Source organism: Rhodococcus sp. IC4_135, assembly GCF_011602025.1.
GTDB classification, from domain to species: domain Bacteria; phylum Actinomycetota; class Actinomycetes; order Mycobacteriales; family Mycobacteriaceae; genus Rhodococcus_F; species Rhodococcus_F baikonurensis.
Map to the genome: position 1 here is coordinate 357,318 of NZ_JAAOLG010000001.1, position 21,603 is coordinate 378,920.

21 protein-coding genes are annotated in these 21,603 nt (G+C 62.9%); 14 read left to right on the plus strand and 7 right to left on the minus strand.

Going from position 1 to position 21,603, the window contains the following annotated elements; genetic code table 11:
- Nucleotides 1-89 precede the first annotated feature (89 nt).
- From G8767_RS01760 to G8767_RS01805, 10 genes are all read left to right on the plus strand, one after another.
- Nucleotides 90-1,301 carry a serine hydrolase domain-containing protein gene (locus tag G8767_RS01760; RefSeq protein WP_095968563.1) on the plus strand — a complete coding sequence of 404 codons (1,212 nt, stop codon included), beginning with the start codon at nt 90-92 and terminating at the stop codon, nt 1,299-1,301.
- A 15-nt stretch (nt 1,302-1,316) separates the two neighbouring features.
- Entirely contained in the window at nt 1,317-1,535 is a 219-nt protein-coding gene (locus G8767_RS01765) for a dodecin (RefSeq protein WP_003939815.1), read from the plus strand.
- Nucleotides 1,536-1,545: 10 nt separating this feature from the next.
- On the plus strand, nt 1,546-2,427 hold the full coding sequence (locus tag G8767_RS01770) for a hypothetical protein (protein ID WP_166809168.1): 882 nt from the start codon (nt 1,546-1,548) through the stop codon (nt 2,425-2,427).
- A gap of 81 nt (nt 2,428-2,508) precedes the next feature.
- Nucleotides 2,509-4,191 (plus strand): FAD-dependent oxidoreductase, encoded by a 1,683-nt coding sequence (locus tag G8767_RS01775; RefSeq protein ID WP_166809169.1) that lies wholly within the window; start codon nt 2,509-2,511, stop codon nt 4,189-4,191.
- Between the two features lie 215 nt (nt 4,192-4,406).
- Entirely contained in the window at nt 4,407-5,330 is a 924-nt protein-coding gene (locus tag G8767_RS01780; RefSeq protein WP_166809170.1) for a L,D-transpeptidase, read from the plus strand.
- Between the two features lie 74 nt (nt 5,331-5,404).
- Nucleotides 5,405-6,379 carry a sugar ABC transporter permease gene (locus tag G8767_RS01785; RefSeq protein WP_003940557.1) on the plus strand — a complete coding sequence of 325 codons (975 nt, stop codon included), beginning with the start codon at nt 5,405-5,407 and terminating at the stop codon, nt 6,377-6,379.
- The gene (locus G8767_RS01790) at nt 6,376-7,278 is read left to right on the plus strand and encodes a carbohydrate ABC transporter permease (protein WP_166809171.1); all 903 of its coding nucleotides are present in this window, start codon (nt 6,376-6,378) and stop codon (nt 7,276-7,278) included. The genes G8767_RS01785 and G8767_RS01790 overlap by 4 nt, the downstream gene beginning before the upstream one ends.
- A 38-nt stretch (nt 7,279-7,316) precedes the next feature.
- A complete protein-coding gene (locus G8767_RS01795; protein WP_166809172.1) occupies nt 7,317-8,648 on the plus strand; it encodes an ABC transporter substrate-binding protein in 1,332 nt (443 codons plus the stop codon).
- Between the two features lie 15 nt (nt 8,649-8,663).
- The gene (gene ugpC / locus G8767_RS01800) at nt 8,664-9,749 is read left to right on the plus strand and encodes a sn-glycerol-3-phosphate ABC transporter ATP-binding protein UgpC (protein WP_095968569.1); all 1,086 of its coding nucleotides are present in this window, start codon (nt 8,664-8,666) and stop codon (nt 9,747-9,749) included.
- A 16-nt stretch (nt 9,750-9,765) separates the two neighbouring features.
- On the plus strand, nt 9,766-10,092 hold the full coding sequence (locus tag G8767_RS01805) for a YnfA family protein (RefSeq protein WP_070795706.1): 327 nt from the start codon (nt 9,766-9,768) through the stop codon (nt 10,090-10,092).
- Between the two features lie 71 nt (nt 10,093-10,163).
- Here the strand turns inward: G8767_RS01805 and G8767_RS01810 are convergent, their stop codons facing one another.
- Nucleotides 10,164-12,122, minus strand: coding sequence for a M13 family metallopeptidase (locus tag G8767_RS01810; protein WP_166809173.1), 1,959 nt, complete (start codon nt 12,120-12,122; stop codon nt 10,164-10,166).
- A 112-nt stretch (nt 12,123-12,234) separates the two neighbouring features.
- Between G8767_RS01810 and G8767_RS01815 the strand changes: the two genes are divergently transcribed.
- The 3 genes from G8767_RS01815 to G8767_RS01825 are packed head-to-tail and all read left to right on the plus strand — an operon-like array spanning nt 12,235 to nt 15,513.
- Nucleotides 12,235-12,684, plus strand: coding sequence for a helix-turn-helix transcriptional regulator (locus G8767_RS01815; RefSeq protein WP_095968571.1), 450 nt, complete (start codon nt 12,235-12,237; stop codon nt 12,682-12,684).
- A 5-nt stretch (nt 12,685-12,689) separates the two neighbouring features.
- Complete coding sequence (locus tag G8767_RS01820; protein ID WP_020909044.1) at nt 12,690-13,100, plus strand: VOC family protein; 411 nt, start codon at nt 12,690-12,692, stop codon at nt 13,098-13,100.
- 52 nt (nt 13,101-13,152) lie between these two features.
- Entirely contained in the window at nt 13,153-15,513 is a 2,361-nt protein-coding gene (locus G8767_RS01825; protein WP_166809174.1) for an excinuclease ABC subunit UvrA, read from the plus strand.
- Between the two features lie 14 nt (nt 15,514-15,527).
- Here the strand turns inward: G8767_RS01825 and G8767_RS01830 are convergent, their stop codons facing one another.
- The 6 genes from G8767_RS01830 to G8767_RS01855 all read right to left on the minus strand — a co-directional run bounded on the left by G8767_RS01830 (nt 15,528) and on the right by G8767_RS01855 (nt 21,013).
- Nucleotides 15,528-16,511: an intradiol ring-cleavage dioxygenase gene (locus tag G8767_RS01830; protein WP_166809175.1), complete on the minus strand. Its 984-nt coding sequence runs from the start codon at nt 16,509-16,511 to the stop codon at nt 15,528-15,530.
- A 66-nt stretch (nt 16,512-16,577) separates the two neighbouring features.
- A complete protein-coding gene (locus tag G8767_RS01835) occupies nt 16,578-17,504 on the minus strand; it encodes a hotdog fold thioesterase (protein WP_124567760.1) in 927 nt (308 codons plus the stop codon).
- A 44-nt stretch (nt 17,505-17,548) separates the two neighbouring features.
- Complete coding sequence (locus G8767_RS01840) at nt 17,549-18,331, minus strand: pirin-like bicupin family protein (RefSeq protein ID WP_095968860.1); 783 nt, start codon at nt 18,329-18,331, stop codon at nt 17,549-17,551.
- Nucleotides 18,332-18,445: 114 nt separating this feature from the next.
- On the minus strand, nt 18,446-19,192 hold the full coding sequence (locus G8767_RS01845; RefSeq protein ID WP_166809176.1) for a pirin-like bicupin family protein: 747 nt from the start codon (nt 19,190-19,192) through the stop codon (nt 18,446-18,448).
- 1 nt (nt 19,193) lies between these two features.
- Complete coding sequence (locus tag G8767_RS01850; protein WP_095968576.1) at nt 19,194-20,159, minus strand: pirin family protein; 966 nt, start codon at nt 20,157-20,159, stop codon at nt 19,194-19,196.
- A 131-nt stretch (nt 20,160-20,290) separates the two neighbouring features.
- A complete protein-coding gene (locus tag G8767_RS01855; RefSeq protein WP_095968577.1) occupies nt 20,291-21,013 on the minus strand; it encodes a helix-turn-helix domain-containing protein in 723 nt (240 codons plus the stop codon).
- A 138-nt stretch (nt 21,014-21,151) separates the two neighbouring features.
- On the opposite strand from G8767_RS01855, the gene G8767_RS01860 reads away from it, so the two are divergent.
- The gene (locus tag G8767_RS01860) at nt 21,152-21,601 is read left to right on the plus strand and encodes a nuclear transport factor 2 family protein (RefSeq protein WP_124567758.1); all 450 of its coding nucleotides are present in this window, start codon (nt 21,152-21,154) and stop codon (nt 21,599-21,601) included.
- Nucleotides 21,602-21,603: the final 2 nt, after the last annotated feature.

Sequence of the window (21,603 nt, forward strand, 5' to 3'; positions counted from 1 at the left end):
TCTTGCGTGACAGTGGTCACAATGGTGTCAAGCTCCCGCCACCGATCCGGTGACCGGACAACTTGAATCAGTGGGGATCGGAGGACGCGATGACTCCCAACGCACGACGGGGTTCGCTCGCCCGGGTGGAGGTGCCTTCGCGCACCGAGCTGTACGTGGACCGGCGATTCCTTCCCCTGGCCGACCGCTTCTTCGCGATGTATCGCCAACCGCAACAAGGCGGCGGCGCGCTGGTCGTGTACCTGGGCGGCGAGAAAGTGCTCGACATCTGGGCCGGCAATGCCGACCGTGATAGGCGCTGGGACCACGACACGGTGTCGCTGTCCTTCTCGACGGGCAAAGGCGTAGCCAGCACAGTCGTTCATCGACTCGCCGAACGCGGGCTCATCGACTACGACGCTCCGGTCGCCCAGTACTGGCCCGAATTCGCAGCGGCAGGCAAGGACAAGATCACCGTCCGCGAACTGATGTCACATCGAGCGGGTCTTCACCGAGTGCGTGGACTGATGCCGCATCCTCTCGACCTGATGGACTACGACGCCGTCGTTGCCGCCTTGGCTGCCGAGAAGCCGGATCCGCGTCGGCTCCGAGGGCCCGGCTATCACGCTGTGACTTACGGGTGGTTGGTAGCCGAACTTGTAGCCAGGGTGTCCGGCCAGCCGTTCATCGACGTCGTGCAAGCGGAAATAGCGAAGCCTCTCGGAGTCGACGAATTCTGGTATCGCGTACCCGAAACCGAGCGTCCACGAATCGCGAAGCTGTTCCCGCACATCAACCCTGCGGGCCTGAACTGGGCCTTCGCCTCGACGGTGCTCTCACACGTCGGTCCGACTCGCGGACTTGCGGAGGCCGCGATGCCCGACGGTTTCGACGTCATGGTGCGCAACCCGGCTGTCAACGACGCAGTGATGCCGGGGTGGAACGGCGTGTTCAGCGCCCGTGCGCTCGCGAAGATGTACGGCGCCATCGCGAACGGCGGCGTGATCGACGGGAAGCGGTTCCTGAAGGAGTCGACCATCGACCAGATGTCGACCATCCAGACTCGCGATCGGGACTACGTGCTCGCAGTGCGGCCCAACTGGACTCTCGGTTACCACCCGCCGATCATTGCCGCGCGGCGGCAGCCGCGGAATGCGATAGGCCACTACGGAGTCGGCGGTTCAGGAGCGTATGCGGACCTGTCCAGCGGACTCTCGCTCGGTTTCACCACCAACAGGTTGGGTAGTGCTGTGACAGCTCTCGGTGATCTTCGCCTTGCGAGGCTCGGCGCCGAGGCGCAGGAGTTGGTTCGTCGAATCTGACACGAAGGGAATGCCATGAGCAGCAACGTGTACCGGGTGACCGAGATCGTCGGCTCGTCCACCGAGAGCAGTGACGCGGCAATTCGCACCGCCATCGCTCGGGCGAACGAGACGGTGCGCAACCTCGAATGGTTCGAGGTGGTGGAAACTCGCGGCCACATCGAAAACGGCGCCGTGGCGCACTTCCAGGTCACGTTGAAGGTCGGCTTCCGGCTCGACGGCGACGAATCCTGAACCGTCCTTCATGAGTGTTGATCTCACGGCGGCCGTCGGGTTCATGGCGGGACATGCCCGGACTCTCGATCGGCATCGACTGAATCTGATTCTCGGACAGGGTGACCCGGCCGCGGCTTTTTCGGCCGTGGACGGTTATCGCAACCCTGACGGCGGGTACGGCTGGGGACTCGAACCGGATCTCCGCTCGGCAACCAGCCAACCGGGCGGAGCGCTGCATGCCTTCGAGGCCTTCGCCGACATCGGAACGCCGACGCCCAGAGCGGTCGAGCTGTGCGATTGGTTGCAGACCAATTCGCCGGCAGGCGGCGGTTTGCCGTTCGCCTTCCCGATCTCCGACCCGGCTGGGTGTGCACCCTTCTGGGTGGACGCCGATTCGACGACGCCGTCGTTGCAGATCACCAGCATCGTGTGTGCTGCAGCGGCTCGCGTCGCCGAATTCGACGAGGCCGTCGCCGAACATCCGTGGTTCGCCTCTGCCGTTCGATATTGCCTCGACGCGATCGCCGGGGCGGATTCTCTGCATGCCCTCGAGTTGGCCTTTGCCTTGCAGTTTCTCGACGCGGTACACAGTTCGAACCCCGAGGTGTCGTCGTTGGTGAATGCACTGGGTAAACGAATCCCGGCCGATGGCTTGGTGCACGTGGACGGGGGAGCGGAGGGCGAATTCATGCGGCCCCTCGATTTCTCACCGCTTCCCGGCGGGCCGACCCGCGCGTTGTTCGATGCGGCGGTGATCGACTCCGAACTGTCGGCACTCGCTGCGAGGCAACACGACGACGGCGGCTGGGCGGTGGATTTCGACAGCTATTCGCCCGCCGCGGCGTTGGAATGGCGAGGTCACGCCACCGTGCAGGCGGTATGGCTGCTGAAGCGCAATGGGGTGATCTGAAAACGATTCTCGCGCCAAATTGGAACACGTTATAGTCTGGGAATCAGTTCGTGCTTCGTGTTTCAGGGATAGGGGAATGTCATGGCGTATGTGATCACGCAGCCGTGCTGCAACGACGCCTCGTGTGTTGACGTGTGTCCGGTCAATTGCATTCACCCGACACCGGACGAAGCTCCGTTCGCGACCACCGAAATGCTCTACATCGATCCCGACACCTGCATCGATTGTGGTGCGTGTGTGGACGAATGCCCGGTCGAGGCGATCTTCCCGGACAACGAACTCGACGAGGACGACGCGCCGTATCTGCAGATGAACGCGTCGTACTTCGAGAAGCATCCGATGGGCCCGGACTGGCCCGAGCCGATCACGATGGCCAAGATCGATCCCGAGCTCGGAACGCTGAAAGTGGCGATCGTCGGATCCGGCCCGGCCGCCTGTTACGCGGCGATGGAACTGACCGGCAAGCCGCGCGTCGAGGTCGACATGTTCGATCGACTTCCCACCCCCTACGGATTGGTGCGCGCCGGCGTGGCGCCGGACCATCCCGGAACCAAAGGCGTCACCGACCAGTTCCGCGCCGTCGTCGCGAAGAAGACTGTGCGCTGCCACTTCAACGTCGAGGTGGGCACCCACATCTCGCATTCGGAACTCTTGGACCATCACCACGCAGTGATCTACGCGGTGGGCGCTGCCGGGGATCGCAAGCTCGAGATCCCAGGCGAGGATCTGCCGGGAAGTCACGCTGCCACCGAGTTCGTCGCCTGGTACAACGGCCACCCGGGATATGCCGATCGGATTTTCGATCTGTCCGGCGAGCGAGCGGTGATCGTCGGAAACGGCAACGTCGCACTCGACGTCGCACGCATCCTGGTGACCGACCCTGACCAGCTTGCGAAGACGGACCTCGCCGAGCACGCATTGGAAGCTCTGCGTGACAGCAAGATTCGTGAGGTCGTCATTCTCGGGCGTCGCGGGCCGGCGCAGGCCGCGTACACCAATCCCGAACTGTTGGCGCTAGGACAGATGGCGAACGTGGACGTAGTCGTCGACCCGATCGAAGCCGAACTCGACGAGGCCAGTCAGGCGTTCGTGGACAGCGATGCCGCCGAGCCGTCCGTCCTGCTCAAGGTCAAGCAGGCGCAGGAATTTGCTTCACGTACCGCGGATCCTTCTCGCAAGCGGATCGTTCTCCGGTTCCTCACCTCTCCCGTCGAGATCCTCGGCGACGGTGCAGTCTCACAGGTGCGGATCGTGAAAAACGAATTGGTGGCAACGCCGACCGGTCAGCTCTCCGCCCGGCCTACCGAAACCGAGGAGACGATCGACACTTCACTGGTGCTTCGGTCGGTCGGATACCGCGGCACACCGATGGCCGACTTGCCCTTCGACGACGCTCGCGGCGTGATCCCCAACGAGAACGGCAGAGTGATCGACACCGAGACCGGCACGCCGATCCCGGGTGTCTACGTCGCGGGTTGGATCAAGCGCGGACCGACTGGCGTGATCGGCACCAACAAGTACTGCTCCGCCGAGACCGTGTCGATGATCTTCGACGACTTCGCTGGTGGACGCCTCGCAACCCCCGCCGAGGATGCCGACAAGTTGCAGGTTCTGCTGGCAGACCGGTCGCCGGATCAGGTGGACTATCAAGGGTGGCAGCGTATCGACAAGGCAGAACGCGCATCCGGTGCCGCCGCCGGGCGACCGCGAACCAAACTCATCTCCATCGAATCCATGTTGGCGGCTGCCCGCAGCGAGGGATAGCAACGTTTGGGCGAACATCCGAATTGCTCGATTGCCGCTTTTGTGTGTTAATGACTATGGAAATGTGCGGTTTGCTCTCTTTGGCGTGCTCGGGTGTGTAGGTGTGCTCCCAGCGGGTGCGTCCGAATGTGCATCGGCATCGGTACCAGGCGGGTATCGATGCCGGCCGCGCAAAATCCACGTGAGTACGTGGTCAGTCGAGCGAAGGTAGTGACATGGGCAGCAAACAGGGTCGTCGGACGTCACGGGTTGCCGTGGCAATCGTCGGAGCGGTGGCTGCCGGCCTTGCTCTCGCCGGACCTTCCGCGGCCGTTCCTCTCTTCCCCGGTGGACCGGACATTCCTTTGCCCGTCATTCCAGGGGTGCCGTACCTCGATCCGGCGATTCCGGTTCCGGGCATCCCGGGTACACCGATTCAGGCGCCCATCGGCGCTCCCAACTTCTCCGCGCCTTCGCTCAACCCGTCCGCAGGTGAGACAGTCGGTATCGCACAGCCGATCATCATTCGTTTCAACGAGGCGGTCGGCGACCGTGCCACGGCTGAACGCGCTATTCGCGTAACCACCGATCCTCCGGTCGAGGGCAGCTTCTACTGGATCAACGACAGCCAGGTCCGTTGGAAGCCGGCACAGTTCTGGCCGGCGAACATCTCCGTGACCGTCGACGCCGGTGATTCGCACTCCACGTTCAACATCGGTGACGCAGTCGTCACCGTCGCGGACGACAACACCAAGCAGGTCACCGTCACCCGCAACGGCGAGGTCGTGCGCACCATGCCGACGTCGTTCGGCAAGCCGGGCCACGAAACACCGAACGGCACGTACATCGTCGGCGAGCAGCTGCGCGACATGTACATGGATTCGTCCACGTACGGAGTTCCGATCGATTCTCCCGAGGGATACCGGACCTACGTCGAGTACGCGACGCGAATTTCCTACAGTGGCATCTTCGTTCATGCTGCTCCGTGGTCGGTTGCGCAACAGGGATTCACCAACGTCAGCCACGGCTGCCTCAACGTCAGCACCGAGGACGCCAAGTGGTTCTTCGAGAACGCAGGCAAGGGCGACCCGGTGATCGTGCAGAACACCGCAGGTGGAGTCCTCAGCGGCGCCGACGGATTGGGTGACTGGAACCGCTAGACACAGTCGACGAAGGCCCTGCGCGAGAAGTATTCGCGCAGGGCCTTTTTCGTGTCGCGTTCAACTCGAGTGTCTTGTACGTTCACCATTCATTCGTTGCGGGCGGTCAGACTGCCTCAGTGAGATCGAGTCCGGAAAGAACGCTGCCCACTTCAGGCAAGCCAGGTCTGTGGGGCAGACCATGGCGTGACTACGCGCTCTTTGCGCTCTTGGTAGGTCCCAATCTCGCGTTGTTGATCTTGTTCACTTATCGCCCGCTGGTGGACAACATCCGACTTTCTTTCTTCGACTGGAACATTGCGGACCCGAAGGCGACGTTCATCGGGCTGAGCAATTACCGCGAGTGGTTCGGACGAAGCGACACCTGGCAGATCGTCACCAACACAGTGGTATTCACGTTGGTCACCGTTGTGGGTTCGATGGTCATCGGTTTGGCGTTGGCCATGCTGCTCGATCGCAAGCTCGTCGGGCGAAACCTGGTCCGGTCGGCCATCTTCGCGCCGTTCGTGATCTCCGGTGCAGCGATCGGTGTCGCGTTTCAGTTCGTCTTCGACCCCAACTTCGGTCTGATCCAGGATCTCCTGCACCGTGTCGGACTCCAATCGCCCGACTTCTATCAGGATCCCCACTGGGCGCTGTTCATGGTGACCGTGACGTACATGTGGAAGAACCTCGGCTACACGTTTGTCATCTACCTTGCTGCGCTGCAAGGAGTTCGGCAGGAGTTGAACGAAGCTGCCGAAATCGACGGCGCCAAGCCGTGGACCAAGTTCCGCCGGGTTCTCCTGCCTCAGTTGCGCCCGACGACGTTCTTCCTCTCCATCACCGTCATGCTCAACTCGCTCCAGGTCTTCGACATCATCAATGTCATGACCCGAGGCGGCCCGCTGGGGACAGGGACAACGACCATGGTTTACCAGGTGTACAACGAGACGTTCCGAAACTTCCGGGCGGGCTACGGCGCGACGGTTGCGACCATCATGTTCCTGATCCTGCTGATCATCACCGTCTATCAGGTTCGTGCCATGGATCGGGGAGAAGAGAAATGACAGCGGTAGAGGAAAAGAAAAGCGCTGCTCCGACTTCCGTCGTCCGGCCCGGCCCGGACCGCAGGAACGTGGACCGGCGTGAGGTCGGCGTGAAGGTCCTCGGGTACGCGGCAATGGTGATCGCCCTGATCGTCATCGTCCTGCCGCTCTACTGGATCGTGATGACCTCGTTCAAGGAGCGGCCGGAGATCTACACTCAGCCGGCAACGTGGTGGCCGTCGTCGCTACATCCCGAAAACTACTCCGAAGCAACAACATCGGTCCCGTTCTGGATGTTTCTGCGGAACTCGATAGTCATCACGACGATTCTGTCCGCGGCGAAGTTCGTTCTGGGCACTCTCAGTGCGTACGGGTTGGTGTTCCTGCGTTTCCCGGGGAAGAACTTCGTCTTTCTCGGCATCATCGCCGCCTTGATGGTGCCGAATCAGATCACCGTGATCTCGAACTACGCACTCGTGGCAGAGTGGGGCTGGCGTAACACGTTCCAGGGCATCATAGTTCCGCTCGCGGGTGTAGCCTTCGGTACGTTCCTCATGCGCAACCACTTCCTCTCGATTCCTTCGGAGATCATCGAGGCGGCGCGGATGGACGGCGCCGGTCACTGGCGGCTTCTCTGGCGCGTGGTGCTCCCCGTTTCCGGACCCACGATGGTGGCGTTCGGCATCATCACGGTGGTCAACGAGTGGAACGAGTACCTGTGGCCGTTCCTCATGTCCGACGATTCCTCGGTAGCGCCGCTGCCGATCGGATTGACCCAACTGCAGAACAACGACGGACTCACCAACTGGGGTCCGGTCATGGCAGGAACGGTGCTGACGATGCTGCCGATTCTGGTGATTTTCCTTGTGCTGCAACGACACATGATCAAGGGCCTCACCTCCGGTGCGGTCAAGGGCTGACAGCTTTTCCCGTCACATTTCTTTTTCGAGGAGCAGTAATGGCAAACATGAACAGGCGCGGATTCTTGAGCCTCGGCGGTGCAATCGCCGCCGGCGCCGCACTCACCGCGTGCGCAGGTTCCGGCGGGTCGAGCGCTGATGCTGCGGGAACATCCGGTGCGTCGGGTGATTCCAATACCATCACCTTCTGGTCGAACCACCCGGGTAAGTCCACCGACGTGGAGAAGGAACTGATCAACCGCTTCCAGACCAAGTACCCGGACCTGAAGGTCAACTTGGTGGACGGCGGCAAGAACTACGAAGAGGTGGCACAAAAGTTCAACGCTGCCCTCTCCGGCGGAGATGTGCCCGATGTGGTTGTGCTCTCGGATGTCTGGTGGTTCAACTACGCACTGGCCGGAGCGATCGAGCCGCTCGACGGACTCTTCTCCGAGGTGGGCGTCGACTCGGCCGACTACGTCGATTCACTGCTCGCCGACTACCTGTTCCAGGGCAAGCACTACGCGCTTCCCTACGCGCGGTCGACGCCGTTGTTCTACTACAACAAGGCGGTCTGGTCGCAGGCCGGTCTTCCCGACCGTGGGCCGGCGACGTGGCAGGAGTTCGACGAGTGGGGACCAGAGCTGCAGAAGGTCGTGGGCAACGGCAAATTGGCACACGGGTGGGGCAACGCGAAGGATTACCTCGGCTGGACCTACGAAGGCCCCATCTGGACGTTCGGCGGCTCGTACTCCGACCAGTGGAATCTGCAGCTCGACAACGAGAAGACCATTGCTGCAGGTCAATTCCTCTCCAGCATGATTCACGACAAGAAGTACGCCGCGGTCTCCACCGACATCGCCAACGAATTCGGTACCGGCATTCTGGCGTCGACCATCGCGTCCACGGGTGACCTCTCCGGCATCAAGAAGACTGCGAACTTCGACTTCGGTACCGCTTTCCTCCCGGCAGTGGACGGAACTCCCGGTTGCCCCACCGGCGGCGCCGGACTTGCCATCCCGTCCAAGATCTCCGATCAGCGTAAGAAGAACGCGCTCAAGTTCATCGACTTCATCACCAACGGTGAGAACACGGCGTACTTCTCGCAGAACGTCGGCTACATGCCGGTCCGCAAGTCGGCAACCTCGGAGCCGAGCATGAAGGCGTTCCTCGACGCGAACCCCAACTCCCGTACCGCCGTGGATCAGCTTTCGCGTACGCGCTCGCAGGACTACGCACGCGTGTTCGTCCCGGGTGGGGATCAGATCATCGGCACCGGACTCGAGCAAATCGCTCTCCAGAAGGCCGACGTCGCATCGACATTCGCCGGCGTTGCCGCCCAGTTGCAGCAGATCATCGACCGGCAGATCACCCCCAAGCTGCCGAAGTAGTAGGAGAGAACACTTATGGCCAACGTGCAATTCGCGGGAGTCACGCACCGCTACGAAGGAACCGATCGACCGGCGGTCGACCGTCTCGACCTCGACATCGCCGACGGTGAGTTCCTGGTACTCGTAGGACCTTCCGGTTGCGGTAAGTCCACCAGCCTGCGAATGCTCGCCGGTCTCGAATCCGCGTCGGACGGCCGGATCGAGATCGGCGGCACGGACGTCACGCACCTCGCTCCGCGGGCGCGCGATGTCGCCATGGTGTTTCAGAGTTACGCGCTGTATCCGAACATGACCGTCGAGCAGAACATGGGTTTCGCGCTGCAGAATGCGGGAGTGGGAAAGACCGAGCGCCGAGAGCGGGTGCTCGAGGCCGCGCGGATGCTCGAACTCGAACCGCTGCTCGGACGCAAACCGGCCAAGCTGTCCGGTGGTCAACGTCAGCGAGTTGCCATGGGTAGAGCCATTGTTCGTCATCCCAAGGTGTTCTGCATGGACGAACCGCTCAGTAATCTGGACGCCAAACTGCGCGTCAGCACGCGGTCGCAGATCGCTGCCTTGCAGCGCCGTCTCGGCACCACCACGGTCTACGTCACCCACGATCAGGTGGAGGCGATGACGATGGGAGACCGCGTCGCGGTAATGCTGGACGGTCGCTTGCAGCAGGTGGCAAAGCCGCGGGAACTCTACGACAACCCCGTCAACACTTTTGTGGCCGCCTTCATCGGATCGCCCGGCATGAACCTGATCGAAGCGCCGGTCGAGGGTACCGTCGCAGTGCTCGGTGACTTGCGGATTCCGCTGCCCACCGGGGCGTCCGAGCGGGATCGGGTAGTCGTGGGAGTCCGCCCGGAGTCGTGGGATCTGGTGGGGGCGTGGCGAAAGGGCTCGCTGGCCGTTGACGCCGACCTGCTCGAAGAGTTGGGCGCCGAATCGTTCGTGTACGCGAAGGGTACGCCGGATTGCCAGTGGCAGAGCCGATCCGGACGGATCGTCATTCGCGTCGACCGGAAGATGTCGGTGGCACCGGGGGAGTCGCTTCATCTGCTGCCCAAGGCCGGCGAGGTGTACTTCTTCTCCGCAGAGACCGGGGTACGTCTGTAGCGATACTGTGTGCGGCATGACCGTCGCACGTTCGCTGTTGCTGTTCGTACTCGCCGCGCTGCTCGAAATCGGGGGCGCGTGGTTGGTGTGGCAGGGAATTCGCGAACAAAAGGGATGGATCTGGGTAGGACTCGGCGTCATCTCGCTCGGCCTCTACGGTCTGGTCGCCACGATGCAACCGGATGCCAACTTCGGGCGCATCCTCGCCGCGTACGGCGGGATCTTCGTAGCGGGTTCACTGCTCTGGGCGGTGGTGATGGACGGATTCCGCCCGGATCGTTTCGACATCGCCGGTGCGCTGATCTGTCTGGTCGGTGTCGGGGTGATCATGTACGCCAGGTAGGGCCTTCGGCCCCGTGCGCGCTCAGGGAGTCCAGAGGGTCCTTAAGCGCGCACGGGGGCTTGCCCCTGCTGCTACCAGATCTTCACACGCTTCTCCGGATCCAAATACAGTGCGTCACCTGGCTTGACGTCGAACTCCTCGTGGAACGTGTCGAGGTTACGGACGACGCCGTTGCACCGGAACTCCGGCGGCGAGTGCGGGTCGACGGCCAGACGGCGAATCGCCTCGGCTTCGCGAGCCTTCGTGCGCCATACCTGAGCCCACCCGAAGAACACGCGCTGCAAGCCGGTGAGGCCGTCGATGACCGGCGGTTCGGTACCTTCGGTCGCGATCTTGTACGCCGCGATCGCGATCGACAGACCGCCGAGGTCGCCGATGTTCTCGCCGATCGTGAACTCACCGTTGACGTGGTGGCCCGGCAGTTCCTTGGGTTCGAACTCGTTGTACTGCTCGATGAGAGCCTTTGTGCGCTTGCCGAATTCGCTGCGGTCCTCGTCGGTCCACCAGTCGACCATGTTGCCGTCGCCGTCGTACTTGGCGCCCTGATCGTCGAATCCGTGCCCGATCTCGTGGCCGATGACGGCGCCGATGCCGCCGTAGTTTGCAGCGTCGTCGGCTGCGGCGTCGAAGAACGGCGGCTGGAGAATGGCTGCGGGGAAGACGATTTCGTTCATGCCCGGGTTGTAGTAGGCGTTGACGGTCTGCGGCGTCATGAACCACTCGTCACGGTCCACGGGGCCGCCAAGCTTAGCCAGATCGCGGTCGTACTCGGCTGCGTATCCACGACGGTAGTTGCCCACCAGGTCGGTAGCCGAGATATCGAGACCGGCGTAGTCACGCCACTTGTCGGGGTAACCGATCTTCGGGGTGAACTTCTCGAGCTTGGCCAATGCGGCCTCACGAGTCTGCGGGCTCATCCACTCGAGGTCGGCGATGTTGCGGCGGTACGCCTCCTGCAGGTTGGCGACCAGTTCCAGCATGCGGGTCTTCGCCTCAGCGGGGAAGTGACGGTCGACGTAGAGCTTTCCGACGGCCTCGCCGAGCAGATCCTGAACCAAGCTGACTCCGCGCTTCCAACGCTCACGGTTCTCTTCGGTTCCCGAGAGCGTGGTGCCGTAGAAAGCGAAGGTCTCGTCGACCAGCGCCGAATGCAGGTAGGGGGAGCGGGCGTGCAGCACCTTCCACGCCGCCCAGGCCTTCCAGTCGTCGAGTGACTCGGACGCCCAGAGCGCGGTGAAGGTGTGCAGGAAATCGGGCTGACGGACCACGATTTCGGCGAACTTCTCCGAATCGGCGCCGAGACCGGACAGCCATGCCGCCCAGTCCAAACCGGGGTTCTGTTCGGTCAGTTCCTCGAAGCCCACGAGGTTGTAACTCAGATCTGCGTCACGACGCTTGACGACGTCCCAGTGCCCGGCCGCGATCTTCTTCTCGAGTTCGAACACACGCTGGGCGTCGTAGCCGACGCCGGCGAGGGTGAACATCTTGTCGATGTGCGCGACGTACTTCTCGCGGATCTCGGCGTAGTTGTCCTCGCGGTAGTACGACTCGTCGGGCAGGCTGATTCCCGACTGGCTGAAGTGGATCAGGTACCGCTCGGAGTTCTTGGCATCGGTGTCGACGTAATGCGAAATGGCACCGCCGACGCCCACGCGCTGGTGGCGTCCGATGACGGTGGCCAACGACGACCGGTCGGGCGCATCGGCGACGGCGTCGAGCTCGTCGTCGATGGGGCCGAGGCCCGCGGCCTCCACGGCGTCGGCGTCCATGAAGCTCGAGTACAGGTCGCCGATGCGCTGTGCATCGGTACCGGCGGCAGAGTTGGACTCCGCGGCTTCGGTGATGATGGTCTGTACGTCTTCTTCGGCCTTGTCGTAGAGCGTCCGGAAGGCCCCGTCGACTGCGCGGTCTGCCGGAATCTCGTATTCGGCGAGCCATTTTCCGTTGACGTGGACGAACAGATCGTCCTGCGCCCGTGTGTCGCCGTCGAGGTGGGTGAGGTCGATGCCTGAGCGATGAGCCGTGGTCATTTCTCCATCCTTACACGATCATGACGAACTGCTCGGTGTGTGCGCGATCGCTCCACGCCGAGTTCATCTCTTGTGCTGGGCAACGTCGGTATGGCATGGCACGATCGAATACGTGACCAGCAGACCTGCCGCAGATCCGCACCTGCAGGACCTCGCGCGACTACGACGCGTGCGAGACCGTATAGACAGGGAGTACGCGCGGCCTCTGGACGTGGAGGCGCTCGCGCGGGGAGTGAACATGTCTGCGGGGCATCTCAGTCGCCAATTCCGTCAGGCGTACGGCGAACCGCCGTACGCCTACTTGATGACCAGGCGAATCGAGCGAGCGATGGCGTTGCTGCGGCGCGGAGACCTCAGTGTCACGGACGTCTGCTTCGAGGTCGGTTGCAGCTCTCTCGGCACTTTCAGCAGCAAGTTCACCGAATTGGTGGGGGTTCCGCCCAGCGTCTATCGGCGCGAGGCCGAGCAGTCGACAGCCGGAATGCCGTCCTGCGTGTCCAAACAGGTCACCAGACCGATCAGGAATCGAGAAGCGCAGACCCCACAACCGCAATTAACGTGATCGCCATGGACATCACTATTCACTCGAGCTTCCTTCCGCAGGACGACCCTGACGCCGCCCTGAACTTCTATCGCGACACCCTCGGCTTCGAGGTTCGCAACGACGTCGGCTACGACGGCATGCGTTGGATCACGGTGGGGCCGCCCGGCCAGCCCGGCACCTCCATCGTGCTGCATCCGCCGGCCGTCGATCCCGGAATCACCGACGACGAGCGCCGCACCATCATCGAGATGATGGCCAAGGGCACGTACGGCGGACTTCTCCTGGCCACCAAAGATCTGGACGATACGTTCGAGCGGCTTCAGGCCGGCGACATCGACGTCGTCCAGGAACCGACCGAGCAGCCGTACGGCGTCCGCGATTGCGCCGTCCGCGATCCAGCGGGAAACCTGATCCGTATTCAAGAACTGCGCTGAGACCGTCAACTGCGCTGAGACCGTCGGCGATCGACTGACAGATGGAGACACGATGACTGCCTTGCACACTGCAGACAGCCACGATTTGATCCGCGTGCAAGGCGCGCGGGTGAACAATCTCGAAGACATCAGCGTCGAGATCCCGAAGCGGAGGCTGACGGTATTCACCGGCGTCTCCGGTTCGGGCAAGAGTTCGCTGGTGTTCAGTACGATCGCCGCGGAATCGCAGCGGATGATCAACGAGACCTACAGCGCTTTCGTTCAAGGATTCATGCCGACGCTCGCGCGGCCGGACGTCGATGTTCTGGACGGCCTGACCACCGCGATCATCGTCGATCAACAGCGGATGGGCGTCGACCCGCGCTCGACAGTCGGAACCGCCACCGACGCCAACGCGATGCTCCGCATCTTGTTCAGCCGTCTCGGAAAGCCTCACATCGGTTCGCCTCAGGCGTTTTCGTTCAACGTGGCCTCGATCTCCGGAGCAGGCGCGGTCACCATGGAACGCGGCGGACGTCAGACGAAAGAGCGTCGTAGCTTCAAGATCACCGGCGGCATGTGTCCGCGCTGTGAGGGACGAGGGGCGGTCAACGATTTCGATCTGACCGCGTTGTACGACGACACCAAGTCGCTCAACGAGAGTGCGATCACGGTTCCCGGTTACAGCATGGAAGGTTGGTACGGCCGGATCTATCGCGGCTGCGGCTTCTTCGATCCCGACAAGCCGATCAAGAAGTACACCAAGAAGGAACTGAACGATCTGCTCTACAAGGAGCCGACCAAGATCAAGGTCGAAGGAATCAACCTGACGTACACGGGTCTGATTCCGCAGATTCAGAAGTCGTTCCTGGCCAAGGACGTCGACGCAATGCAACCCCATATCCGGGCCTTCGTGGAGCGTGCGATCACGTTCACCACCTGCCCCGAATGTGACGGGACGCGACTGAGCGAGGGTGCCAGGTCGTCGAAGATCAAGGGCGTCAACATCGCCGACGCCTGCTCGATGCAGATCAGCGATCTCGCGGAATGGGTCGGCGGATTGAAGGAGCCGTCGGTCGCTCCGTTGCTCACGACGCTCGGTGAAACGCTCGACTCGTTCGTGGAGATCGGACTCGGTTACCTCAGTCTCGACCGTCCGTCGGGAACACTGTCCGGCGGTGAAGCTCAGCGCACCAAGATGATTCGTCACTTGGGTTCCTCGCTCACCGACATCACGTATGTCTTCGACGAGCCCACCACCGGCCTGCATCCGCACGACATCGCGAGGATGAACGACCTTCTGCTGCGCCTGCGGGACAAGGGCAACACGGTGCTCGTTGTCGAGCACAAGCCGGAGACGATCGTGATCGCCGACCACATCGTCGACCTCGGTCCGGGCGCGGGTAGCGCCGGCGGAAACGTCTGCTTCGAGGGCACTGTCGAAGGCCTTCGTGCCAGCGACACCGTCACGGGGCGTCACTTCGACGATCGGGCCGCCATCAAGGAGACGGTGCGCGAGTCCACCGGAGCAATCGAGATCCGTGGAGCGAACTCGCACAATCTGCAGGACGTCGACGTCGACGTGCCGCTCGGCGTACTCGTCGTGGTGACCGGTGTGGCCGGATCGGGTAAGAGTTCGCTGATCCACGGATCGCTCGCGAAACGCGAAGACGTGGTGTCGGTCGATCAGAGCGCAATCCGCGGCTCGCGTCGGAGCAACCCGGCAACCTACACCGGGCTGCTCGATCCGATCCGCAAGGCATTCGCCAAGGCCAACGGCGTGAAGCCGGCGCTGTTCAGTGCCAACTCCGAGGGTGCCTGCCCGACGTGCAACGGCAACGGCGTCATCTACAGCGACCTGGCGATGATGGCCGGAGTTGCCACGCTCTGCGAGGAGTGCGAGGGCAAGCGCTTCCAGGCGGAAGTTCTCGAGTACAAATTCGGTGGCAAGGACATCAACGAGGTTCTCACGATGTCGGTGGCCGAGGCCGAGGAGTTCTTCGGCGACGGTGAGGCCAAGACGCTTGCGGCGCACAAGATCCTCGTACGACTGGTCGACGTGGGGCTCGGGTACCTCACGATCGGCCAGCCGCTGACGACGCTGTCCGGCGGTGAGCGTCAGCGCATCAAGCTGGCAACACACCTGGGGGAGAAGGGTGGTGTGTACGTCCTGGACGAGCCGACCACCGGACTGCACCTGGCCGACGTAGAGCAGTTGCTCGGCCTGCTCGATCGACTCGTTGATTCCGGTAAGTCGGTCATCGTCATCGAGCACCACCAGGCCGTGATGGCGCATGCCGACTGGATCATCGACCTCGGCCCGGGTGCCGGTCACGACGGTGGCCGGATCGTCTTCGAGGGCACTCCCGAGGAGCTGGTTGCCGACGGCTCCACCCTCACCGGAAAGCACCTCGCGGCATACGTGGGCAGCTGAGTCGGGCTCCTACCTCAGGCGTCGATACCGAGGTTGATGACGGCGAGGTAGGAACCGTCCGACTGCTTCTCGACGGTCATGAGGCCGGTGTCGTCGTAGATGCCGTCACTGGCGTTGTTCGTGTTGTTCTCACGACCGGTGTGCTCGCTGTACGGGGACTGCGAATACACCTCGTCGAGAAGGGTCTCGTCGAAGAAGGTCTGCGACGTGAGGACCGTCTTCTTGTCGATGTGCACCTTGACGTGAATGTGAGTGGTGCGGCCCATGTACCAGCCGGGAAAGATCGTGGTGAACTGCGCGATGCCGTTTGCATCGGTGGTCTGGGCACCGCGCAGGTAGGTGCCGTCGTCGGTGGTGGCTGCTTCGGTGTCACCGACGCTGTACGAACCGTCGGAGGTCTCACCGGAACCACCCATCCCGCCGCCCATCCCTCCGGGTGTGCCTGAGGGAGGTTCGCCCATTCCACCGCCGGGTGCACCTGACGGAGGTTCGCCCATTCCGCCGGCTGGGGGAGTTCCGCCGCCGCCACCGCCGTTGGCGCTCAGGGATCCGGATTCGAAACCGGAGTACACGCCGCCGGCGTCGCAGTGCCAGATCTCGACGACGGCGTTGGAGACCGCGCCGATGCTGCCGTCGACGTTGCACTGGCTGTTGTCCTGCACGCGCATTGCCACCTGCAGTGTGGTGCCCGGACGGTCTTCGCGGATGTCGCCGCGAATGGAGTCGACGTCGAACCAGTAGGGACCCTGCGTCTCTTCCTTGCTCATGACGCACTGCGGCGCCTTGGCCAGAAGCGCGGTGACGGCATCGCCGGACGTGGCAGCGGCGGAAGTTCCGGACGCGGTTGTCGTCGATGCAGCCGCAGTTGAAGTCGTCGTGGCGGTGCCACTGTTACCGGAACACGCTGCGATGAGCCCGCCGAGACTGATGGTTCCGCCGAGGGCGAGGGCCCGTCGACGGCTCACGCGTAGCCGGCTTGCTTCGATGTCTTTGTTCACGCCGCTGTACCTCCATTGTGTGGGCTGTTGTCTCAATGGTGGACGGGCGGCCTGGTGCGGAACTGGTTATCCGCTGTGAACTTGCTGGGAGAGCATCTGGATGCTCGACGTGGCGCGCACGTAGACCTGTCCGCCGGCGTCGACGATGCGAGTTTCGATCAGCGCGAGCCTGCGCCCGGCACGAATCACGACGGCCTCGGCGCGCATGATCGGTCCACCGATGTCCGGCGAGCGCAGGAAGTCGATCTTGTGGTCGAGGACGCGATAGTCCTGATCGATGCTGGTCAGGGTTTGTGCTGCCAGGCCGGTAACCGCGTCGACCGCCGAGATCAAGACACCGCCCTGAACAGCGCCCAGTGGGTTGGCCATCCAGGTGACCGGGGCGAACTCGCCCACGACGGAACCCGGGGTCACGTCGACGACCGCAAGATCGAGGAGTCCGGCGAGCGGGCCGCGTTCGAGTTTGCCGTCGCGGATTCCTTCGACGACGTCGGATCCGGACAGCCCGCGCAGGTCGCTGGTCTTCTCCGGTACCGGGACGGGCAGTGGCTCACCCTCCACGTAGTCGTCGATTCCGACGACGGGAGGACGCGAGACCACCATGGCGCGGCCGGCCATCACTGCCAGGAGGGTGCCGTTGTCGTCGTGAAGTTGCCCGGATGCCAGGCCGACGCCGTCGTCGAGATGCACGAGTGTGCCGGTGGCACCGACGTCCGCGACGGCGGGGATGTCTGCGCCGGCACTGACCGTGACCTGCGCGAGTACGGACTGATGCCCGGAAGTCAGTCCCGAGTACACCGCGCCGCCCATGGCTCCGTCGATCATGACTCCGATGGAACCGAGCACGGTCTTGCCACGGTGATCGTGGAATCGCGGGCCGACGGACTGGGCGAAGCCCAGGTCCCCGGGCACAACCGACACGGCACGCACACCCATCAAGGTGTTGAGGGGATCAAGCTTCTTGACGGGCGCGGCGGAGTTGTCGATGCTCATCCGTCGAGTATCTCCAGCGCGCACAGTCCGGCCGAGACCGGGTCTCAACCTCCGATACGGGAATGCATTTCCCAGACGAGGACTTCGGCCCCGGCGTCGGAGGTCAGTTGCTGCCCACCCGAATCGCTCAACCGGACGGCATCGCCCTCGTACAGTGTGCCGACACCCTCCATCTCGGCGGTGCCCTGCGCGACGAAGACATGCAGGAACGGTGCGCTGGGAAGATGAACGGAGGTGCCGGGCAGAATGCGAGCGACGTGCATGGCAGCGTTCTTGTTGTTGATGCGAATCGCCGAATGATCCTTGTAACGGTCCATGCCGGAGGCGACCGGGATCAGACCGCCGCGCAGCAGTTCGTCGTCGATCTCGAGTTGCTCGTACCCGGGTGTGAGTCCGCCTTCGTCCGGTACCACCCACATCTGCACGAAATGTACGGGGTCGGAATGCTGTTCGCCGCCGAGGCGCCACGAATCGTTCTTCTCGCTGTGCATGATTCCGGTGCCGGCACTCATACGCTGGGCGAGTCCGGGATAGATGACGCCGCTGTGGCCGATGGAGTCCTGGTGCACGAGTGAACCGCGAAGCACCCACGTCACGATTTCCATGTCCTTGTGGGGGTGGGTGTCGAAGCCGGTTCCCGCCAGTACGGTGTCGTCGTTGTTCACGAGCAGCAGTCCGTGATGGGTGTTGTCCGGATCGTAGTGCTGTCCGAACGAGAACGAATGCTTCGAATCCAGCCAGGAGACGCGAGATTTCAAGCGATCACCGGAGCGGTGCACATCGATGTGCGGTGTCGTCCGTGGGGCCTGTGCTCGACCAGATGCCATGGCTCCTCCTTCTGTGCCACCGGGATCCACCACTGCCGGATCCACCACTACCGGCATCCACCCTACGACGAACCTGCTGTGTAGTCCGAGCATTGGGCGTACTCGGTGGTGTCGTCAGTTCGCCGACGCGTGCATCTCCCACACGAGTATCTCGGCATCGTCGATTCCCTGGACGAGGTGACCTCCAGTATCCTTGAGTCGCAACGAATCTCCCGCTCCGAGTAGTCCGACTCCCTCGACGTCGACGGTGCCGCTGGCAACGAACCCGTGCACGTACGGTGCGTCCGGTAGGAATACCGACCCGCCGGTCTCGAGGCGTGCAACATGAAGTGCCGCATGTTTGTTGTGCAGACTGATCGCGCTGTGATCGCGATGCGCGGGCATCCCCGACGCCAAGGTGATCAGGCCGCCACCGTCGAGTTCGGAATTGATGTCGAGTTCCTGATAACTCGGAGTGACTCCGGATTCGTCCGGCGGAATCCACATCTGGACGAGGTGAACGGGTTCGGTGACACGGGAGCCATCGGCCCGCCAGCGATCGTTGCGCTCGGAGTGCAGGATTCCGGAGCCGGCGCTCATTCTCTGTGCGAGGCCCCGATGGATGACACCGGAGTGCCCGGCGGAATCCTGGTGAACCAGCGATCCGCTGAGCACCCACGTCACGATCTCGGTGTCGCGGTGCTGATGGGTGTCGAAGCCGGAGTCGGCTTCGATGATGTCGTCGTTGTTCACCAAGAGAAGTCCGTGTGCGTACGCGGCGTGATCGAAGTTTCCCGCGAAGGGGAAACTGTGACGCGCCGTGAGCCAGCCGTAGTCGAGGTGCCTACGTTCGTCCGCTCGTTGGACGACCGTCGACGACATGTCAGCTCAGCTTCTCGTGTGCTGCCGGGATGGATCCGAGGCGTCCGGCCTGGAAGTCCTCGAAAGCCTGCATGACCTCGGACTTGGTGTTCATGACGAACGGTCCGGCCATGGCGATCGGCTCGCGGATCGGCTTGCCGCCGAGGATGAAGACCTCGAGGGATTCGGTCCGTGAATCCTGGCGATCGGAAGCGGCGACGGTGATGGAGTCACCGCGTCCGAAGACAGCCGTCTGCCCGGTTCGAATGGGTCGACGCTCGGCTCCGACCGTTCCTTCGCCGGCGAGCACGTAGACGATGGCGTTGAACTCGGGGTTCCAGGGAAGAGTCAGGCTCGCACCCGGGGCGACAGTGGTGTGGGAGAGCGCGATGGGCGTGTAGGTCGATCCGGGTCCGGCGTGGCCGGCGATGTCTCCGGCGATGACGCGTACCAGGGCTCCGCCGTCCGACGAGGAAAGCAGGGCCACCTTGTTGCCGGTGATGTCCTGGTACCGCGGCGCTGCCATCTTGTTGTCGCGGGGCAGGTTGACCCACAGTTGGACGCCGTGGAACAGGCCACCGCTGACGACGAGGTGCTCCGGCGGAGTTTCGATGTGGAGGATGCCGCCGCCGGCGGTCATCCACTGGGTGTCGCCGCCGCCGATCACACCGCCGCCGCCGTTGGAGTCCTGGTGCTCCATGATGCCGTCGATCATGTACGTGACGGTTTCGAAGCCGCGGTGCGGGTGCCACGGAGTGCCCTTGGGCTCTCCGGGTGCGTAGTTGACTTCACCCATCTGGTCCATGTGGATGAAGGGATCGAGAGCGGAGAGGTCGATGCCCGCGAAGGCGCGGTGAACGGGAAAGCCTTCACCTTCGTATCCGACCGGTGCGGTGGTGATGCTCTTGACGGGGCGGTCGACTGCTGACTCTGCCGGCTCGTCGAGGCGGGGCAGGGCCAAGATGTTCTCGACTGTCACAGCAGGCATGTCGTACTCCTTGTATCCGTGAAGCTGATGTCAGGTAGTTGATTGTTCAACTATCTCATCAGGAGTCAACAAAGTCGAGCCCCGGGTATTCCCGGGGCTCGACTGGTGTTCGGATCAGCCTGTTGCCTGAATCAGCGCAACATGCTGCCTAGGGTCTTTGCAGCTGCCATGACCTCGGCGCCCAGCGCTGCTTGGTCCTCGGAGTCGAAGACGGAAATTCCGAGGCTGGAGATGGCGTCGCGGCGTCGGCCGGGGATCACTGCCGAGATTCCCAGGACGGACGGGATGACTTCGCCGACGGTCACTGCGTAGCCGCGTGCGCGTGCGGCCGCCACTTCCTCTCGTTCCCCGCTCGTCGGCGGGAGTGAAGCAAGGATGGAAAGCCCGGCGGAGCCGCGGTCGATCGGATCGACCTGCCCTGGATGAAACGCGACGTGAACCTTGGCGCTGCGCGGCTCGACCACCATCAGTGCGCGCACTTCGGTGGCGCTCTCGCGGACCACCAGGTGCGCGGTCGCCTCGGTGGCCTCGGCGAGTTCTTGAAGTATCGGGCGGGCGAGAGTGCGCAAATCCTGTTCCACCGGTTCGGCGAGGGTGACCAGGCCGGCGCCGAGAGTGACGCGCTTGAAGGAGTCCTTGCGACACAGGTGATGTGCCTCGAGTGTTCGAATCAACCGATGGGCGACGGTTCGGTGGACTCCCACTCCGTCGGCGATGTCGGTGACCGAAAGGCCGTGCGGGTAGGACGTCAGGAGTTCCAAGATCTCGAGTCCGTGGTGCAGCGTTTTCGACATGCTGGAGTCCACTTGAACTGCACTTTTGCGCGGTCGGTGTTCCTCGCTCAGCTCTGACATCAAATCCCTTTCTTGACGTTTGTGAGGTATGCCACCTACGCTTTGAACATATCGCACAGTGTGTGCGATTATCGCACACTTGACGGAGCTGCACAACCTTCGGGCAGATGCAGCGCAGCGTGTTCGGAGAGAACCTTCATGAGCAACTACCGCGTCGTGGCAACGGAGGACGTTGTCGCAATCCACCAGCTGTACGGCCATCAGAGTCATTGCATAGACTCTGGGCGCCACCAGGATTGGGCGCAGACATTCACCGACAACGGTGAATTTCATTCCCCCAGTTATCCGGAACCCGTGGTCGGTTTCGACGACCTTGCAGCGTTCGCTGCTCGCTTCTACGCTGCGGCGGAAGCCGTCGACGAGGTGCATCGGCATGTTGTGACGAACGTCGTCGTCGAAGCGGTGGGCGACAGTGCCCTCGCAGTGAACGGGTACCTGCAGATCGTTGCCACAGCGCGCGGCGGCGAGTCGCGACTGGTGCGGATGACGACTGTTGCTGATCGCATGGTTCAGGTCGGTGAGGAATGGAAGATCGCCCGCCGCACCGTCTCCCGAGACGACGCACCTCGAGTGTCCGAACAAGGCTGAAG

Excerpts from the sequence above, each read along its gene's own strand:
- G8767_RS01790 (WP_166809171.1), top strand. The coding sequence starts at position 6,376 with ATGACAGCGGTAGAGGAAAAGAAAAGCGCTGCTCCGACTTCCGTCGTC.
- G8767_RS01825 (WP_166809174.1), top strand. The coding sequence starts at position 13,153 with ATGACTGCCTTGCACACTGCAGACAGCCACGATTTGATCCGCGTGCAA.
- G8767_RS01760 (WP_095968563.1), top strand. The coding sequence starts at position 90 with ATGACTCCCAACGCACGACGGGGTTCGCTCGCCCGGGTGGAGGTGCCT.
- G8767_RS01805 (WP_070795706.1), top strand. The coding sequence starts at position 9,766 with ATGACCGTCGCACGTTCGCTGTTGCTGTTCGTACTCGCCGCGCTGCTC.
- G8767_RS01775 (WP_166809169.1), top strand. The coding sequence starts at position 2,509 with ATGGCGTATGTGATCACGCAGCCGTGCTGCAACGACGCCTCGTGTGTT.
- G8767_RS01845 (WP_166809176.1), bottom strand. The coding sequence starts at position 19,192 with ATGTCGTCGACGGTCGTCCAACGAGCGGACGAACGTAGGCACCTCGAC.
- G8767_RS01795 (WP_166809172.1), top strand. The coding sequence starts at position 7,317 with ATGGCAAACATGAACAGGCGCGGATTCTTGAGCCTCGGCGGTGCAATC.
- G8767_RS01820 (WP_020909044.1), top strand. The coding sequence starts at position 12,690 with ATGGACATCACTATTCACTCGAGCTTCCTTCCGCAGGACGACCCTGAC.
- G8767_RS01780 (WP_166809170.1), top strand. The coding sequence starts at position 4,407 with ATGGGCAGCAAACAGGGTCGTCGGACGTCACGGGTTGCCGTGGCAATC.
- G8767_RS01860 (WP_124567758.1), top strand. The coding sequence starts at position 21,152 with ATGAGCAACTACCGCGTCGTGGCAACGGAGGACGTTGTCGCAATCCAC.
- G8767_RS01810 (WP_166809173.1), bottom strand. The coding sequence starts at position 12,122 with ATGACCACGGCTCATCGCTCAGGCATCGACCTCACCCACCTCGACGGC.
- ugpC (WP_095968569.1), top strand. The coding sequence starts at position 8,664 with ATGGCCAACGTGCAATTCGCGGGAGTCACGCACCGCTACGAAGGAACC.
- G8767_RS01770 (WP_166809168.1), top strand. The coding sequence starts at position 1,546 with ATGAGTGTTGATCTCACGGCGGCCGTCGGGTTCATGGCGGGACATGCC.
- G8767_RS01855 (WP_095968577.1), bottom strand. The coding sequence starts at position 21,013 with ATGTCAGAGCTGAGCGAGGAACACCGACCGCGCAAAAGTGCAGTTCAA.
- G8767_RS01765 (WP_003939815.1), top strand. The coding sequence starts at position 1,317 with ATGAGCAGCAACGTGTACCGGGTGACCGAGATCGTCGGCTCGTCCACC.
- G8767_RS01840 (WP_095968860.1), bottom strand. The coding sequence starts at position 18,331 with ATGGCATCTGGTCGAGCACAGGCCCCACGGACGACACCGCACATCGAT.
- G8767_RS01835 (WP_124567760.1), bottom strand. The coding sequence starts at position 17,504 with ATGAGCATCGACAACTCCGCCGCGCCCGTCAAGAAGCTTGATCCCCTC.
- G8767_RS01850 (WP_095968576.1), bottom strand. The coding sequence starts at position 20,159 with ATGCCTGCTGTGACAGTCGAGAACATCTTGGCCCTGCCCCGCCTCGAC.